We start from the raw sequence: 16,054 nt of genomic DNA on the forward strand, positions 1-16,054 counted from the left end.
ATAGTAGGACGAACCCTCCAATGAACTTAAACCTTTAAGTTATTAACCACCTCCCCCTATCTTCATTAATGGATCAGATGACACTTTGTCTGTATTTCGCAATATATTGTCCAAACCTCTTAATTCAACAGGCAGAACAGGGCTTATCATAAAGAATCAACCGACCTTATTAACGCACCTCTTATTCACCTTGGACACCATGAAACGATTAAAACGCTTAACACAACATAATGCCGCCTATTTGCTGCTGTTTATTTTCCTCGTGGCGCTGAGCTTACGCGGCCCCGTGACTGGTTTACCACCGCTGCTGGACAGGATCAGCATGGATCTGGCATTAAGCAGCTTACAGGTTGGTTTGTTAACCAGCTTGCCCTTGTTGGCGTTTGCTTTTTTTGCCCCTGTCACCTCTTGGCTAACGCGGTATTTTCGCATTGAAAGTATTATGGTGGCGGGCGTAGGCTGTATTGCTTTTGGCATGCTCATTCGAACATCTGGCTCAGCGAGTGGCTTATACATTGGCGCGATCTTTATTGGTGCCGGCATCGCCATTGGAAATGTGTTACTGCCCAGTTTGCTCAAGCGTGAGTTCCCTGAGCACCTTATTCAGCTAACGGCGGTGTATGTTTTGATGATGAGCATGGGCGGCTTTTTAATGGCCAGCTTAGCGGTGCCATTGAGTCAATTTGCCGAACACACACCGCTGACGCTTCCTTTTGCCGACACACCTGTGAGAGGGTGGTCGTTTGCCCTAGCCTGCCAAGCGTTGTTTATTCTGCTTCCGTTGGCCGTATGGCTAAGCGGTAAAATACGCCCCCATCAAGAACAGCAGCCCAGCCATGCCACGGCAACGTTCTCTGTGTGGCGCTCCGTCACCGCTTGGCAAGTAACCGGCTTTTTGGCGGTCAATTCGCTGCTCAACTACACCGTCGTGGCCTGGGTACCGGCGATTCTATTAAACAGCGGTTACCTAGACTCCACCGCTGGCTTATATCTCGGTTATTTGCAATTGGCTGGCGCTTTACCGTCTTTGTTGCTGGCGCCTTTTATTCAGCGCTTAGGCAGCCACCGACGCCTTTGCGTATGGGCGACAGGCTTAACCACGCTCAGCCTGTCGGGGTTTTTATTGGCCCCCAGTCTGTCGGTGCTGTGGTGTGTCTCATTTGGTTTTGGCACCAGCATGTCGTTTATTCTGGGATTGTCCTTCGTGGGAATGCGAACCCATAGCCCAAAACACGCCGCGGCCTTGTCTGGCATGGCACAGCTGATCGGCTACACCTTAGCGGCCATCGGCCCCGTGGTCATCGGCACACTGTATGATTGGCAGCAATCGTGGCAAGTGCCTTTATCCCTTCTGATTGGAATAAGCGCCATCTGGATCGTATTAGGTTGGTTCGCAAGCCCAAAATCGGCCTCTTAGACAACCTTTTTTGACGTCATTTTATTGTCATTACGGATGCAGTGAGGTCCACATTATCGACCTCACTGTTCAGTGGAATCGTCACGGTGAATGCGGTACCAACGCCTTCTTTAGACTCAACGTCGATGCGTCCGTTCATCAGTATATTCACCCACTGGCTGACCAAATGAAGGCCTAGCCCTGTATGCTGATTGATTCGTCCTGTTGTTGTGAATGGCTCAAATAGGTGCATTTTAATGCCTGGTGACAGGCCTCGCCCATTGTCGCTGATCGTCAAGATGAGAGCATCATCGTCTTGCTTTGCCGTTACGGTAATCACCCCCTGATCAGAGGCTTGAAACGCATGATCCAAGGCATTATCCACAAGATTTTGAATGACTTGCGACAGCGCTCCTGGGTAGCCAAACACAGAGATATTTTCGACGCATTGATTATCAATGGAAATCGTTGGGCGCTTTTTAAGGATGGGTTCATAGGTAAAGACAAGGTCGCGGACAACGTCGTGGAGGTTAAAATGCTGGCCCTCTTGCGCCGTTCTGTCGGACACAATCCGCTTGAAGTTTGAGACCACATCGAATGCCCTAACCAGGTTTTTCTCTGCAATGATTAACGAATTCTCCATCCCGGCTCTGTTCGCTATGGAAAGGTGACGGCCCTCTTTGTCTAACCATGCCTGACTTGACGAAATAGCCATTCTTGCACCACCCAATGGCGTGTACATTTCATGTGCTAAGCCCGCCAACATCAGCCCCAAGGAAGACAATTTACTGGCTTCAACTAACTCGTCTTGCAAATCAGTAAGACGTTGGTTAGCGGTATTTAATCGATCGTTAACTTGCTCGACGTGATTTTTTTCTTGTTGCACCAACACCAATAATCGGTACGTTTCAAACTGCGCTGTCGCCTGGCGACAGACTAACCATGCCAATAGGGAAAAGCTCGCAACCGCACAGCCAACAATGCCCATAATCAGCATCGCTCGCCAAGACGTTAATTCGTCAGAATGCGACTGGGCAACAAAATACAGCGCAGACATCGGACTCTGTTGAGAGACCATTTCATCATCGATATAGAGCGTTAAGAGGCTCCAGAGGCGACGATCATTAAACGTTCGAGGCACCTCATTTTGCGCGTTCATTTCTTGCCAAATATCAGGGGAATGCGTTTTCACGTTAAAATACGTGTCATCTGGGTGCAATATCCCTCCCCATTCTAGTTGCCTGTCGGCGGCCATCACCCAATGCCCGTCGGCGTCCAATATTTCCAGATACGCGCTATCGGAGCGAATAGAACGGATCGTATCAAACAACTTAGTTAGATCGTAGTTCACTACCAATAAACCAGGTATGACGCCCTCTATTCGAACCACACCTCGAACGGTCGGCTGAAGTGGTCGAACAACGACCTTGTTCTCAACGTTTACATCCATGGAGGAAACATAGACTTGGTGGCCGCTGCCGTCAGGGACATTTTTCACATAATGACGATCGGACTTATCTTGCAGCTGGTCCTCGGAAACACGAGTAATAACACCCGCTTGGGCATTGATGCGAATCAACTCCTGTCCTTCTAATGTAATCCAACGTACTTGCGAAATTAAGTCCGAGGTCTGTGCAAAACGACTAAATTCCGCCACCACTCGCTCTTCCCAACCGATAGGAGGCGGCACACCATGATTGACAAAATTGTCGGGGGTAAGCCGCGCATTGATGCTGTTACGAAGCAATAAAGTTACGCGTTTAATATGGCCCATTTCACGGCTGAATGTGCTCGCGCTGCGTGACAGGATCTCAGATTCATTCCAGGTTAACTGGCTGACTTTATTGTCCCAAAAAAATCGGTAACTTCCCCAGCTTAACGCCACAATAAAGAGAAAAATACCTGGCAAACAGGTCAGCAAGAGTGTTTTTTTACGCGTAAAAAGAGTGCGTCGATATGCCATAATCATTGTATGTCCGATTGAACCCAGTTGATCGTATCCTGTAACGTCATCGCGCCAGAAAACAAATACCCCTGCCCGCTTTCACAGCCCAATGCTAGCAGCTGTGCTTTTTGGCGCTCGGTTTCAACCCCCTCAGAAATCACACTGAGACCCAAGCTGTTGCCTAGACCGATAATCATCTGCAAGATCTTCCAATCTTGCTCTGACTCGTCCATTCGCCAAACAAAACTGTGGTCAATTTTCAAGGTCGACACGGACAATGTCGACAAGTAGGCTAACGAGGAATACCCCGTTCCGAAGTCGTCTATATTGATTCGCACACCCAGTGTTTTCAAAAGAGAGAGATGCTTATTGATACTGCTTTTTTCTTCAATGAATTGAGATTCGGTAATCTCCAGTTCGATCATGTCGTAGGGCACCCCCTCTTGCGCTAAGACCGCTTTAAAACGATCGAAGTAATCGGGTCGAACAATTTCATTGCCTGCCACATTGACGGAAATAGGCACCTGAATACCGATTTTTTTAAGCGCATTAATCGCTTGGCAAGATTGACGCAACATTTGCTGATCTAACTTATCGATCAAGCCACTGCTTTCCGCTAGGGGTATAAACTGATCTGGGGAGACAAACGTCCCGTCTTTGTAGACCCACCGCGCCAGCGCCTCAAAACCGATTAAGGTAGTGTTCTTAAGATTCATTTTAGGCTGAAAGTACGCCACAATTTCCGCGTTTAAAATCGCATGACGTAAATCTTTCAGCAACTCATAGCGCCCAAACATATCGGACGCCAGTGTGTCTGAAAAAGCCAAAAAAGACACACCGTCGTACTTCGCTCTTTCTAAGGTACTTTTTCCCACATTCACTAATTGCTCAGCACTGTAAGAAGGAAAATCAGAAAAATTCACCAAGCTAACCGTCAAATCCAAAGACTGTGTCGCGCTTTCTACATCAATACTGGTGTGAATAACTCGCTCCAATGTTTGCTCGTTATGCCCCGGCTCATCACGGATTAACACCATAAAAGTGTCTCTTTCGAGTAACGCGACATTCGGCGTTTTTTGAAAGCAGGTATTGAGGTGATCCAGTAATGACAAGGTTAACTGGTCGCAATACTTAGTCCCCAACACGGATTCGGTATAAGCCAGGTCTTCAACATAACACATCAATAAAAGGGTTTTTCTCTGTTCATCATGAGACATATTGCGAATGTCACGAACCAGCCAGTTTTTGTTATGAACACCCAGCACCGGATCAATGTAAGCCAATTCGGTTAATTTGCCGTATAATGTCACATTGCGATAGCCAGAACGGATGTGTTCACACAAAACGTGCAACATACTGGCGCCATCTGTTGTGAGCGCATGATCTAGCGTCATCACAACCAGGTACCCCTCACCTTCCAGTTCATTATTCGAAAAATACAGCACAAAAAACTCATCCAATAACACATGATTTTGCTGCTCAATGGCCAGCGTCATGGCGGATGTTAACGCCGAATTTTCGATAACAGACACAAGGCGTCGATTCACACAAGACGCAAAATCACCGCTGCCAGCAATAATCAGTGCTTTAGAAAAACCCACATCGTCGGCATAAAAGGCACAGACTACCCCCCCACTTTTGGTTTTAAAAATGCGACTAATTTCGTCTAAAACGGCATAAGAATAGTCGGAAAGCGCGCTTTTAGAGGTCAGGCGCTGACTGGCACTCAGCAACGATCGCATGCCATTACGAGCCTCTTGTAGATACTCTGTTTAAGCGCAAGCTTTTTTATGTTCCTCACTGAATAATTTTGATGAATCAAAAGGCGTGTTTGATTTAAAACACGCCCAGACTCCAGTCAGCATTTTGCGCATTACGGCACACATAGCTTGGATCTTTTTCTTACCTCGCGCGATTAACGCTTGGTAAAACGCCTTTGCGTTTGGGTCATGACGAACAGCTGACATCGCTGGCATAAATAGCGCACAGCGTAGATAAGTGTTACCCGCTTTACTCAGCCTGCCTGGACGGTTGAGGCTGCTACCAGATTGGTTAAGCCGTACATCTAAACCAGCGTATCGACTCACCTGATTGGCCTTAAGTGTTTCTGGTAAAATAATCAGCTCTCCTAGCATGGCAATAGCCGAGACTTCTCCAATGCCCTTAGCCGCTAGAATATTATTAAATTGCTGCACTATTTCAGCATCGCTTTTAATCATTTCTAGAGCAGCCGTACGCAAACGCTGAATACGATTTTCTAAAGATGCAATACCCTCTTGCTCATCAAGAATAACTACGCAAGACGTTCCTTCATAAGATGTCATGGCATGTAAGCGGTTTTTTGCTTTAGTACAGTCACCTGTTAAACGATTGATTTGTCTTGATATATCTCGTAATTTTAGTTTGTCTTTATGAGGAGGTGTCCACTTTTCAGGTGTCATGCGTTGTGCATATTCCGCCAGCAAGGCAGCGTCAATACTATCTGTTTTACTGTGCGCTAACTTCATCTGAGCAAAGTGATTAAAGCTCTTGGGATTAATCACACTAATAGATATTTTGGCATCATGAAGGGCAACGGCTAAATCTAAATAATAGATCCCTGTGGCCTCCATTACGATCAATTTCGGATGATGCTTTTGTAAGAATTCGATCAGTGTTGCTCTACCGCCAGGTGTTTGTTGAAACGTTTTTACGGAACTATTTTTATCATTCTGACGTACGACAAGATCAACGGTTTTTGCCGCGATATCAATACCTACAAATGTACTCATGGTTTGCGTACTCGTTAATTTAGTTAGATAATAATTACCGGTCCCTGACCTCGTACTTTTTACCACTCAACCTTGTAATACGAAGTCACCTTTGGGTGCTTCTTGATACTCTTCGAGATGAGTAAATGAGGCGGGGGCCACTCTACAAACGAGGTCAGTAAACTGCCTCAAGGTCGGCACGGCCTCCCGATAATAACTAAAGAATACACCTCAATAGCCATTAAGATCATCATACAAGGTCGGAAAGATGTGCCCACGTGCGTAAATTGCTCAGAACGATCGTTTGCAAATGCGCCTGTGTTAGGTCCGATTTACACCAGTAATCGTCAATGTCATATTGGGCAATCAAATCATTAACAGGGGCCATACCCGGCTGACCTGTCAACAACACAATTCGCATCAGCTTATGACCGAGATCCTCACGAATGGCGCGAATAAGGTGTAAACCAGCCTGATCCGTTTCCATCACCACATCAAGAAACACAATGGATATATCAGGATGTTCAATAATAATAGCCAGCGCCTCATGAGCCGAAGAAGTCGTCAAAAATATCATCTGCTTATCATCGTAATTGAGGACACTCAGACCATTCATCAATGCCGCTTGGTAGTCAGGGTCATCTTCTACCGATAACACTTTACAATGTTGTTTTTTCCCTAACAGTCTGTCCATTGCATCCCCTTTTATCGACCTTCCTAGTACTTGAGCCGCGCGCTCACAGCGAACCAGTATGTAATCAATCAGTCTCGTTTAGAGTGTAGTCTCGTTATGCCTATTCCGCTTTAAAAAAACGCTGCATACGTTGCTAAATAGGGCCTGAAATCGTACGACAGTACCCTACTGAGACCGTTGCACGAATCACCTCTTTGATCCGATGGGATAATAACCAAAAGCAAAAAAAATAAAGCCCTCGTCATTCTCGAAACGTGTATTCTCGGAAAACACGAAAACCAGTTAAAAGAAACAGATTAAATAATGGCAATATCACGATTAAAGATCACGATTAAAGATCACGATCAACACATTCAATTAAGAAGGCGGGGGTGATCGACTTTAAAACCCCTAGATTTTTCGCACGTTCATTTATTAACGCCTCAAATGATGATTTCATTTAATGACGAGCGCCTGTTAATCTTTCTTCTCTTCTAGGGAGTTTAAAAATGACGTTGTCGCTTTGGTTTTCACTGTTCACTGTTTGTCTGCTCGGCGCTATGTCGCCAGGCCCAAGTCTCGCCATCGTATTGAAGCACAGCTTGGCGGGGGGTCGAACAAATGGTTTAGCGACTTCATGGGCGCATGCCGCAGGCATTGGGCTGTACGCCTTGGTATCGTTACTCGGTCTTGCGGTGGTGTTTCATCAACTGCCGTTGCTGTTTAAGGCCATCAGTTACGCTGGGGCCGTGTATTTGGCTTACCTTGGCATCAGCGCGCTGCGCTCAAAAAGTGGCATTGCCGAGAAAATGACGTCGGGTAAAGCGGTCAATGTGTTTCAAGCCGCCAAAGAAGGTTTTTTGATCTCGATTCTCAGCCCTAAAATTGCGCTGTTCTTTGCCGCTTTATTCAGTCCCTTTGTCGCTACCATACATGATATGAGCGGAAAGGTGATGATGGTCGCTACGCCTTTTCTCGTCGATGGGTTATGGTACACCTTGATTACGGTTTTGCTATCTAACCCTCGCTTACTCGACAAACTCAGGCACAATGCGGTGATCATTGATCGATTATCCGGCTTGGTGTTGATTCTATTAGCTGCTTATATTGTGACCACGGTGTCATAAGACCAACCTAAACTCAGCTTACAATACGGTTACCCTTCGCGGTTGTTATGGCCTCGTTTTTCACGTGTCAAAACGCATTTTTCCACTGATATTCAGTGCTATAATCGCGCCGTGCCCTTTTATTTACACATTCCCCGTGAAGTATTAGCGAATGTGCCTTGGACTTATGATCCAACTCGTGTCGGCTCACACAAGGATATTTTCCCAACCTTGTATCACTTCAGTTTATCTGATGCCTATTATCATGCCCTCGCAGGGCGTAACATGCTGGCCCCAGTGGATGATGAAAACCGTGCATTTGGCTACAATGTGTCTTTATGGATCGATAAACATGGCGCTTACCCGATGAGCGGTAAAGTGGCGTTTTATCCTTGGGAAAGCGCAGACGGACTGCGCACCGACAATGACAGTGCGATACCCGTTGAACAACAGCAAGCTCGCCAAAAAGCACTTCCTGAACTGCTACGTTGGCAACTCAACTCACAGCTACGTGGGTTTACAGATTAATTAAAGTAGACATTAAATAGCGGATTAAACACCCTTATGTATAAACACAAAGGCAATTTATTTATCTTATCAGCCCCTTCTGGGGCTGGTAAATCGACGCTTTACAAAGCACTACTCGGCGTGGATGAGCAAGTCAGAATCTCCATATCTCATACGACTCGAGCCCCAAGAGCGGGCGAAGAGCATGGCCGAGAGTACTATTTTGTGGACGATGAATTCTTTTTGGACATGATCGCTGAAGACGCTTTTTTTGAGCATGCTCAAGTGTTTGATCATTATTACGGTACCTCCAAAGAGTCGATCTTTGGGCAATTGGAACAAGGTCTGGATGTTATTTTAGAAATAGACTGGCAAGGCGCACGACAAATCCGCCAACTCTATCCAGAGGCCATTGGCGTGTTCATTTTACCGCCGTCTTTACACGCCTTAGAAGAACGCTTAACGACACGCGCAACCGACTCGAAAGAGGTCATTGAGCGTCGTATGGCAAAAGCCGTAAGTGAGATGTCGCACTACCATGAATACGATTTTGTTATTGTTAACGACGATTTTGACGCCGCCCTGTCACACATGTCGGCGATTTTTAGCGCAATGCGTTCAAAAACACCGGTTATGCAGGAAAAACATGGCAATCTTATAAATGATCTCTTGTCATTGTGAGAAGCCGTTAAGTAGAATTAACCTTGGTAAAAATTGATAACCGATCACAGAGGTCAAAATGGCTCGAGTTACCGTAGAAGATTGTTTAGAAAACGTAGATAACCGCTTTGAACTAGTGATGGTCGCGTCCAAACGCGCTCGTCAACTTGCTACTGGCGGCGAAGACGCAAAAGTGCCTTTAGAAGGCGACAAAGTAACGGTTGTTGCATTACGTGAAATCGCAGAAAACTTGATCAATGCCAAAAACGTTGATCAGCAAAAACGTCCCTTGCACGAGTTTTAATGTCTATGGTGTCGCTCATAGCACAACTGTCGCACTTCTGTTTTACCGCAGTGAGGTGAGCGATGTATACCATTGAAGATTTAGCACTGACATTGAATCAATATTTACCTTACGAGCAAATCGCCAAGGTAAAGCGCGCTTACTATTACGCCGAACAAGCCCACGATGGCCAACGTCGTAAAAGTGGCGAGCCTTATGTCACCCACCCCCTCGCTGTCGCCGAGATTCTTTCTGAGCTTAGAATGGATTGTGATGGCCTAACGGCCGCGCTGCTGCATGACGTCATTGAAGACACCGGCATCAGCCGCGAAGCCCTTACCGAGCAGTTTGGCGAAGGGGTCGCAAGCCTAGTGGATGGCGTGAGTAAACTGACGCACCTTGAGTTCAATAGCCAAGTCGAAAAACAAGCCCACAATTTCCAAAAAATGGCCATGGCCATGGCCGATGACATTCGTGTTATTTTGGTTAAATTGGCGGATCGATTGCACAACATGCGCACTTTAGATGCCATGCCCGCCCACAAAAAACGCCGCATTGCTCGTGAAACCCTAGACATCTACGCGCCCATTGCCAATCGTTTAGGCATGTACAATGTTCGTGTTGATTTAGAATCACTGGCTTTTCAAGCCTATTACCCAATGCGGGCGCGCATGCTGCAAAGAGCCATTCATAAAAAGTATGGTCAGCAGCGTATCAAAGACACGCAAAAGCTCGAAGACACCATTCGCTCAGAACTGGCCGCCGATTACATTGAAGCCAGTATCAGCGTGCGAGAAAAGCACATTTACAGTATCTATCAAAAGATGGACAAAAAGCGTCGGTCTTTGTCAGAAATTATGGACGTGATGGGCGTGCGCATCGTTACCGATCGCCATGACAGCTGCTATCGCATTTTGGGCGTTATCCATGCCCTGTTTAAACCGATCGAAGGTCGCTTTAAAGATTACATTGCCGTTCCCAAATCCAATGGTTATCAGTCGCTTCATACTACGGTATTAGGCACGAATGGTATTCCGATGGAAGTTCAAATTCGCACCGAAGAAATGGACCTCGTCGCCAGCAACGGCATTGCGGCCCACTGGGCGTATAAAGTCAACGGCACATCGAGCATACCAAGCAACCATGATCGCGCGACAAAATGGGTAAAAAGTTTGTTGGAAATACAGCAAAAAGCCCGCAATCCCATAGAATTTGTGGATAACGTGAAAAGCGATTTGTTCCCAGACGAAGTGTATGTGTTTACACCGAACGGCCAAATTATTGAGCTACCCTCTGGCGCGACACCGGTCGACTTTGCCTATGGCGTTCACACGGAAATTGGTAATACGTGTATTTCCTGTCGTATTAACCGCCGCCTTGCGCCCTTGAGCACTCAGCTCGAAAGCGGTCAAACCGTCGAAATCATCACCGCCAAAAATGCTCAACCCAATGTGGCATGGTTAAGTTTTGCGATCACCGGCAAAGCCCGCACGAATATCCGTCATTATTTAAAAGACAAACAACGTGAAAACGCGATTTCCATTGGCAACCGTTTACTAACACGTTCGCTTAATGCGTTTAAAACCCATATTGATGCCTTAACCACTGAGCAAGTCGCTCAGGTACTCGCCAACCACCAGCTTACCTCGCTAGACGATTTATTAGAATCCATCGGCAAGGGCCGGCATGTAGGGTACTTAGTGGCGCGTGAATTGTTTCCAAATTACGATGAAAACACGCTCATTACGCCCAAATCTTTTAAGGTAAATGGTTCAGAAGGCATGCTGATTTCTTATGCCAAATGCTGTGCGCCGATACCAGGCGATCCGATTGTTGGCTATGTACAAGTCGATAAGGGCATTGTGATTCACCACCTTAACTGTCCTAATGTCCAAGATCATTTGTCCAACCCCGAACGCTTTATTCATATGGCGTGGGGCAAGGAAATTGAAGAAGAACTGCACATCAGTCTTATCGTTACTTACCTGAATGAACGCGGCGCAGTGGCCAAAATCGCCAGCTCAATTAGCGATACCGACTTTCAAGTCTCCAATTTAGACATCATTGAGCGCGGTCGCGTTAGTCGTTTGCGGCTGAGCATTACTATTTCAAGTCGCGTTGGTTTAGCGGATGTAATGCGTCGTATCAAAGCGGTTCGCTGTGTCGAAAAAGTCACCCGAGAAACCATTGTTGGACGTTAAATTCGTCTATTTTTACTCTTCATAGGATATTTTATGTCAAAGCAAGTGATTCACACTGAAAACGCGCCGGCCGCTATCGGCCCATACTCTCAAGCTGTTCGCGCTGGCAACACAGTGTATTTGTCTGGCCAAATTCCCTTAGTACCTGAAACCATGGAAGTGATCAGTGAAGACATCGTTGAACAAACCACGCAGGTTTTTAAAAACCTACAAGCGGTGTGTGAAGCGGCTGGCGGCTCTTTAGAAAACGTTGTGAAATTTAATATTTTCATGACAGATCTTGGTAATTTCGCCACTGTTAACGAAGTAATGATGCAGTTCGTTAAACAGCCTTACCCAGCTCGTGCGGCCATGGGCGTTCGCGCACTGCCAAAAGGCGTTCAGGTAGAAATCGAAGGCATCATGGTACTAGAAGACTAATTTCGGGTTATCTTGATGTTTGCAAAAAAAGAGGCTTAGGCCTCTTTTTTCATTTTCGTTTTCATTTTCACCTAAGAAGGCAATGCTTGAAACGCCTTGATTACATCGCGATAACCCGCCACATAACTCGGGTAACGTAACTGCCAACCCTGTGATAACAAGTAATCTCCTTGAATACGCTTGCCCGACGTCGGCACAAAACCTTCACCAGACCCTGTTATGACAGCAGCACCCAAACAGGTCGCCAGCCAAAGCTTTAATTCCCACATGGACACCGGCGTTTGGTCGGTCACGATGACCTGCTGTGGTAAACGTTGATCAGAAAAAGCCAAGTTGGCCAGTAACACCAACGCAGACACCACATCGTCGCGATGTACGCGATTCGTCCAACTGTTGGCTTCCCATGGGGTTTCACTGAGCACTTTTTCGAGCATTCGAAAGCGCCCAGGACCATAAATACCAGAACAACGCACCGCGACGCTCGAAAACGCTTCCGCCAACGCCCATTCCGCTTCCTGCAATACTGTGGCGGTGGCCGACACCGGCTGAGCGGCGGTGGTTTCATCAACCCACTCACCTTCACTTTGACCATACACACTGGTACTCGACACAAAAAACACGGCGGGCTTTTTCGTACTTGAGGCGTATCGACGAATCAAGGTCTGAGCGGTGTCTAAATACGCGGCACGATAACTGGCTTCCGTTCGCCCCTGTGGCGTCATGATTAAAAAAATAAGACCCACATCGGGCAATTGAGCATCTTGCATAGTAACAAGATCACCGGTAATCCCGCGAACACCCTTAGGAAAGTGCGTCTGCGTTCGCCGGATCCCTGTCACGGTATGACCTTGTGCCATCAGCTCCGTCGCTAAACCCGAGCCTAAATCACCACAACCTGCAATGAGTACGTTTGCCATTATTTGCCCTCAAACCACCTAAACAAGATTCTCGATCGTTGAATGAAAGAACGAGTATACTTTATCAAATGATGTATTATCATAGTTATTAACAATGAATGAACCAAAACTTAAGGTGTGCCATGACATTAACAGAATTAAAATACATCGTAATGCTGGCCGATGAAAAGCATTTTGGCCGTGCAGCCGATCGCTGCCATGTTTCTCAGCCAACCTTAAGTGTCGCAGTGAAAAAGCTCGAAGAGGAGCTGGGAACCGCCATTTTTGAACGCAGTAAAAGCTCGGTTTACATCACTCCTTTAGGTGAGCAAATCATTGCGCAGGCCAAGCGGGTACTGGATCAAGCCAATACCATAAAAGAGTTGGCCGCCTCTGGGAAAAACCAATTAAAAGGCCCTTTAAAAATTGGCGCTATTTTTACCATCGCGCCGTATTTGTTTCCTTTTATGATTCCTGCGTTGCACCGTGCCACCTCGGGCATGCCGTTGATTATTGAAGAAGACCTCACCGAAAATTTACGCCCTAAACTGCGCAATGGTGAGCTCGACGCCATTATCATTGCTTTGCCTTTTCGCGAACCCGATGTCGTTACCCAGCCGATTTACGAAGAAGAATTCGTCGTACTGATGCCGAAAAACCACCCATGGTCTCAATTAAACAGCATTGAAACAGACCAGTTGTCGTCTGATAATCTCCTGTTATTAGGCAAAGGACATTGCTTTAGTGAGCAGGTTTTAGAAGCCTGTCCGCTTATTAATGAAGGGGAATACAACGAAGGTCGCACTATCGTCAACGGCAGCTCGCTGGAAACCATTCGTTACATGGTGGCGTCTGGTTTAGGGGTGACTGTGTTACCAAAGTCTGCGGTCACCAACATAGATCATGACCTTTTAGAAGTGCGCCCTTTTACTGCACCTGCGCCAAAACGCACCGTTGCTCTGGCATGGCGAGCCAGTTTTCCACGCCCCAACGCCATTGACGCGGTAAGCCAGTCTATTCGTGATGCTTGCACGCACTTGAAGCTATAAATACGCCTATTAATTCGATTTATGAATTTCATCTTTTAAGTGGCCACAGTAGAGACGGGTATGATCGACGGATTACACACTCAAGACGTTCGCGAGCTGAAAGGCGTTGGCCATGCCATGGCCGAGAAACTCGCCAAGCTTCATCTGCACACGGTACAAGACGTGTTATTTCACTTGCCGATTCGCTACCAAGATCGCACACGTGTTGTGCCAATCGGCCAATTGCGCTTTGGTGACGAAGCCGTTATTGAAGGGCAGGTAACCGGTTGCGAAATAAAAATGGGCAAGCGCCGCAGTCTTTTATGCCGAATCAAAGATCCTACGGGAACCTTGTGTTTACGATTTTTCCACTTCTCTGCGGCACAAAAAAAACAGCTAGAAACGGGTAAACGATTACGCTGCTTTGGTGAAATTCGCCGCGGTAGTGCGGGGTTCGAAATATATCACCCCGAATACAAGATGATCGGCGACGAAGAGACTCAACCTGAAAGCGCGCAACTGACACCGATTTATCCACTGACCGATGGCCTAACGCAGACTAAAATACGCCAGCTGTGTGAGCAGGCACTGGAACGCCTCACGCCCTTTAATCTGCAAGAGTGGCTACCCGATGAGCTTCGTACTCAATTCCGTCTGCCCCCGCTGTGTGACGCCATTCAGTTCTTGCATCATCCATCAAGAGACGTGGATCTTGAACAGCTGCGCTTAGGCGCTCATCCCGCACAATACCGTCTGTCGTTCGAAGAACTCATGGCACATCAGCTGTCGCTAATCGGCAAACGCCTGAAGGCTAAACAAGACGCCGCCGTTAACATTCATTGTGCTGGAGAATTAAGCCAGCAACTTCTTACTCAGTTACCTTTTTCGCCAACCAACGCCCAGCGTCGTGTCTTTGAAGAAATACTCGATGACTTGGCAACTGGCCAACCGATGTTGCGCTTGGTGCAAGGCGATGTTGGCTCAGGCAAAACATTGGTTGCAGCGTTGGCCGCGGCCTCGGTCGTACAAGCGGGTTACCAAGTTGCCATTATGGCGCCGACGGAAATTCTCGCTGAGCAGCATTATCATAATTTCACCCAATGGTTCGAACCTTTGGGAATCCATGTCGCGTGGATGATTGGTAAAATCAAAGGTAAAGCGCGTGAAAAAGCCCTCACAGACATCGCCTCTGGCAACGCGAAAATCGTTGTTGGAACCCATGCTTTATTTCAAGATAGCGTCGAATTTGATCGCTTAGCCTTAGCGGTGATCGACGAACAACATCGGTTTGGTGTGCACCAGCGCATGGCATTGCGTGAAAAAGGCATGAAACACGGCTTTCAGCCGCATCAATTGATTATGACGGCCACGCCGATTCCCCGCACACTCGCCATGTCAGCGTATGCCGATTTAGATTGCTCTGTTATCGATGAGTTGCCGCCTGGTCGCACCCCGGTTAATACCATCGTGGTGTCAGACCAGCGTCGTCAAGAAGTCATTGATCGGGTTAAAAGCGCCTGTGAAGAAGGCAAACAAGCCTACTGGGTCTGTACGCTGATCGAAGAATCCGAGGCATTACAATGCCAAGCCGCCGAAGACACCGCGATTTTGCTGCAAGAACAACTTGGAAACTTATCGATTGGCTTAGTACACGGCCGCCTTAAATCTCAAGAAAAAGCCGACATTATGGCGAAATTCAAAGCCGCAGAGATCCAGCTCTTGGTCGCCACCACCGTGATTGAGGTCGGTGTGGATGTGCCCAATTCTAGCCTAATGGTAATAGAAAACCCTGAGCGTCTTGGCCTAGCACAACTGCACCAACTACGTGGTCGCGTAGGGCGAGGAAAAGCCGCCAGCCATTGTGTACTGCTGTACAAGGCGCCTCTAGGGCAACAGGGGAAAGCGCGTTTGTCGACCATGCGAGAAACCAGTGATGGCTTTAAAATCGCCGAAAAAGACTTGGAATTACGCGGCCCAGGCGAATTGCTCGGTACAAGACAAACCGGCATTTGGGCGTTCAAAGTGGCGGATTTACAGCGTGATAAGCACCTACTTGACGACGTTCAACAAGCCGCTGCCCGATTGCACAGCCAATACCCTGAAAATGTCGCGCCACTGCTGTTACGGTGGTTGCCCAGCCATGATCAATATTTAAACGTCTAACGGTTCAGTCGACCTGGTTATAACGT

At 47.1% G+C, this 16,054-nt stretch carries 14 protein-coding genes and 1 pseudogene; 9 read left to right on the forward strand and 6 right to left on the reverse strand.

The window, feature by feature from the left end:
- The first annotated feature begins 199 nt into the window (after nt 1–199).
- Nucleotides 200–1,417 carry an MFS transporter gene (locus FXV75_RS15800; protein ID WP_187424909.1) on the forward strand — a complete coding sequence of 406 codons (1,218 nt, stop codon included), beginning with the start codon at nt 200–202 and terminating at the stop codon, nt 1,415–1,417.
- A gap of 16 nt (nt 1,418–1,433) precedes the next feature.
- Here the strand turns inward: FXV75_RS15800 and FXV75_RS15805 are convergent, their stop codons facing one another.
- The 5 genes and pseudogenes from FXV75_RS15805 to FXV75_RS15820 all read right to left on the reverse strand — a co-directional run bounded on the left by FXV75_RS15805 (nt 1,434) and on the right by FXV75_RS15820 (nt 6,785).
- A complete protein-coding gene (locus FXV75_RS15805) occupies nt 1,434–3,365 on the reverse strand; it encodes a sensor histidine kinase (protein ID WP_262368586.1) in 1,932 nt (643 codons plus the stop codon).
- Nucleotides 3,362–4,138: an EAL domain-containing protein gene (locus FXV75_RS16615; protein ID WP_262368618.1), complete on the reverse strand. Its 777-nt coding sequence runs from the start codon at nt 4,136–4,138 to the stop codon at nt 3,362–3,364. Before FXV75_RS16615 ends, FXV75_RS15805 begins: the two co-directional genes overlap by 4 nt.
- A gap of 141 nt (nt 4,139–4,279) precedes the next feature.
- Nucleotides 4,280–5,092 (reverse strand): annotated as a pseudogene (locus FXV75_RS16620) (DUF3369 domain-containing protein); the annotation flags it as partial.
- A 21-nt stretch (nt 5,093–5,113) separates the two neighbouring features.
- Entirely contained in the window at nt 5,114–6,112 is a 999-nt protein-coding gene (locus tag FXV75_RS15815; protein ID WP_148831283.1) for an IS110 family transposase, read from the reverse strand.
- A gap of 229 nt (nt 6,113–6,341) precedes the next feature.
- A complete protein-coding gene (locus FXV75_RS15820) occupies nt 6,342–6,785 on the reverse strand; it encodes a two-component system response regulator (protein WP_148834934.1) in 444 nt (147 codons plus the stop codon).
- 488 nt (nt 6,786–7,273) lie between these two features.
- Between FXV75_RS15820 and FXV75_RS15825 the strand changes: the two genes are divergently transcribed.
- From FXV75_RS15825 to FXV75_RS15850, 6 genes are all read left to right on the forward strand, one after another.
- Nucleotides 7,274–7,891 carry a LysE family translocator gene (locus FXV75_RS15825; protein ID WP_148834936.1) on the forward strand — a complete coding sequence of 206 codons (618 nt, stop codon included), beginning with the start codon at nt 7,274–7,276 and terminating at the stop codon, nt 7,889–7,891.
- A 153-nt stretch (nt 7,892–8,044) separates the two neighbouring features.
- Complete coding sequence (locus tag FXV75_RS15830) at nt 8,045–8,398, forward strand: hypothetical protein (protein ID WP_148834938.1); 354 nt, start codon at nt 8,045–8,047, stop codon at nt 8,396–8,398.
- A gap of 36 nt (nt 8,399–8,434) precedes the next feature.
- Nucleotides 8,435–9,058, forward strand: a complete 624-nt coding sequence (gene gmk / locus FXV75_RS15835; RefSeq protein ID WP_148834940.1) for a guanylate kinase — start codon at nt 8,435–8,437, stop codon at nt 9,056–9,058.
- 58 nt (nt 9,059–9,116) lie between these two features.
- Nucleotides 9,117–9,341 carry a DNA-directed RNA polymerase subunit omega gene (gene rpoZ, locus FXV75_RS15840; protein WP_012072045.1) on the forward strand — a complete coding sequence of 75 codons (225 nt, stop codon included), beginning with the start codon at nt 9,117–9,119 and terminating at the stop codon, nt 9,339–9,341.
- A gap of 62 nt (nt 9,342–9,403) precedes the next feature.
- Nucleotides 9,404–11,521, forward strand: coding sequence for a RelA/SpoT family protein (locus FXV75_RS15845; RefSeq protein WP_148834942.1), 2,118 nt, complete (start codon nt 9,404–9,406; stop codon nt 11,519–11,521).
- Between the two features lie 33 nt (nt 11,522–11,554).
- The gene (locus tag FXV75_RS15850) at nt 11,555–11,941 is read left to right on the forward strand and encodes a RidA family protein (protein ID WP_072839391.1); all 387 of its coding nucleotides are present in this window, start codon (nt 11,555–11,557) and stop codon (nt 11,939–11,941) included.
- 71 nt (nt 11,942–12,012) lie between these two features.
- On the opposite strand, the gene FXV75_RS15855 is transcribed toward FXV75_RS15850, so the two are convergent.
- Nucleotides 12,013–12,858, reverse strand: coding sequence for an NAD-dependent epimerase/dehydratase family protein (locus FXV75_RS15855; RefSeq protein ID WP_148834944.1), 846 nt, complete (start codon nt 12,856–12,858; stop codon nt 12,013–12,015).
- 122 nt (nt 12,859–12,980) lie between these two features.
- Between FXV75_RS15855 and FXV75_RS15860 the strand changes: the two genes are divergently transcribed.
- Together FXV75_RS15860 and recG are read left to right on the forward strand one after the other, a co-directional pair.
- Complete coding sequence (locus tag FXV75_RS15860; protein WP_148834946.1) at nt 12,981–13,886, forward strand: hydrogen peroxide-inducible genes activator; 906 nt, start codon at nt 12,981–12,983, stop codon at nt 13,884–13,886.
- Between the two features lie 60 nt (nt 13,887–13,946).
- On the forward strand, nt 13,947–16,028 hold the full coding sequence (recG, locus tag FXV75_RS15865; RefSeq protein WP_148834948.1) for an ATP-dependent DNA helicase RecG: 2,082 nt from the start codon (nt 13,947–13,949) through the stop codon (nt 16,026–16,028).
- Nucleotides 16,029–16,054 lie beyond the last annotated feature (26 nt).

The organism is Marinomonas sp. IMCC 4694, from assembly GCF_008122525.1.
Lineage (GTDB): Bacteria > Pseudomonadota > Gammaproteobacteria > Pseudomonadales > Marinomonadaceae > Marinomonas.

Bases quoted from the DNA above. Each gene is read 5' to 3' on its own strand.
- FXV75_RS16615 (WP_262368618.1), bottom strand. From the start codon at position 4,138: ATGTTTGGGCGCTATGAGTTGCTGAAAGATTTACGTCATGCGATTTTA.
- FXV75_RS15825 (WP_148834936.1), top strand. From the start codon at position 7,274: ATGACGTTGTCGCTTTGGTTTTCACTGTTCACTGTTTGTCTGCTCGGC.
- FXV75_RS15850 (WP_072839391.1), top strand. From the start codon at position 11,555: ATGTCAAAGCAAGTGATTCACACTGAAAACGCGCCGGCCGCTATCGGC.
- FXV75_RS15815 (WP_148831283.1), bottom strand. From the start codon at position 6,112: ATGAGTACATTTGTAGGTATTGATATCGCGGCAAAAACCGTTGATCTT.
- FXV75_RS15860 (WP_148834946.1), top strand. From the start codon at position 12,981: ATGACATTAACAGAATTAAAATACATCGTAATGCTGGCCGATGAAAAG.
- FXV75_RS15845 (WP_148834942.1), top strand. From the start codon at position 9,404: ATGTATACCATTGAAGATTTAGCACTGACATTGAATCAATATTTACCT.
- recG (WP_148834948.1), top strand. From the start codon at position 13,947: ATGATCGACGGATTACACACTCAAGACGTTCGCGAGCTGAAAGGCGTT.
- FXV75_RS15800 (WP_187424909.1), top strand. From the start codon at position 200: ATGAAACGATTAAAACGCTTAACACAACATAATGCCGCCTATTTGCTG.
- gmk (WP_148834940.1), top strand. From the start codon at position 8,435: ATGTATAAACACAAAGGCAATTTATTTATCTTATCAGCCCCTTCTGGG.
- FXV75_RS15855 (WP_148834944.1), bottom strand. From the start codon at position 12,858: ATGGCAAACGTACTCATTGCAGGTTGTGGTGATTTAGGCTCGGGTTTA.
- rpoZ (WP_012072045.1), top strand. From the start codon at position 9,117: ATGGCTCGAGTTACCGTAGAAGATTGTTTAGAAAACGTAGATAACCGC.
- FXV75_RS15820 (WP_148834934.1), bottom strand. From the start codon at position 6,785: ATGGACAGACTGTTAGGGAAAAAACAACATTGTAAAGTGTTATCGGTA.
- FXV75_RS15805 (WP_262368586.1), bottom strand. From the start codon at position 3,365: ATGATTATGGCATATCGACGCACTCTTTTTACGCGTAAAAAAACACTC.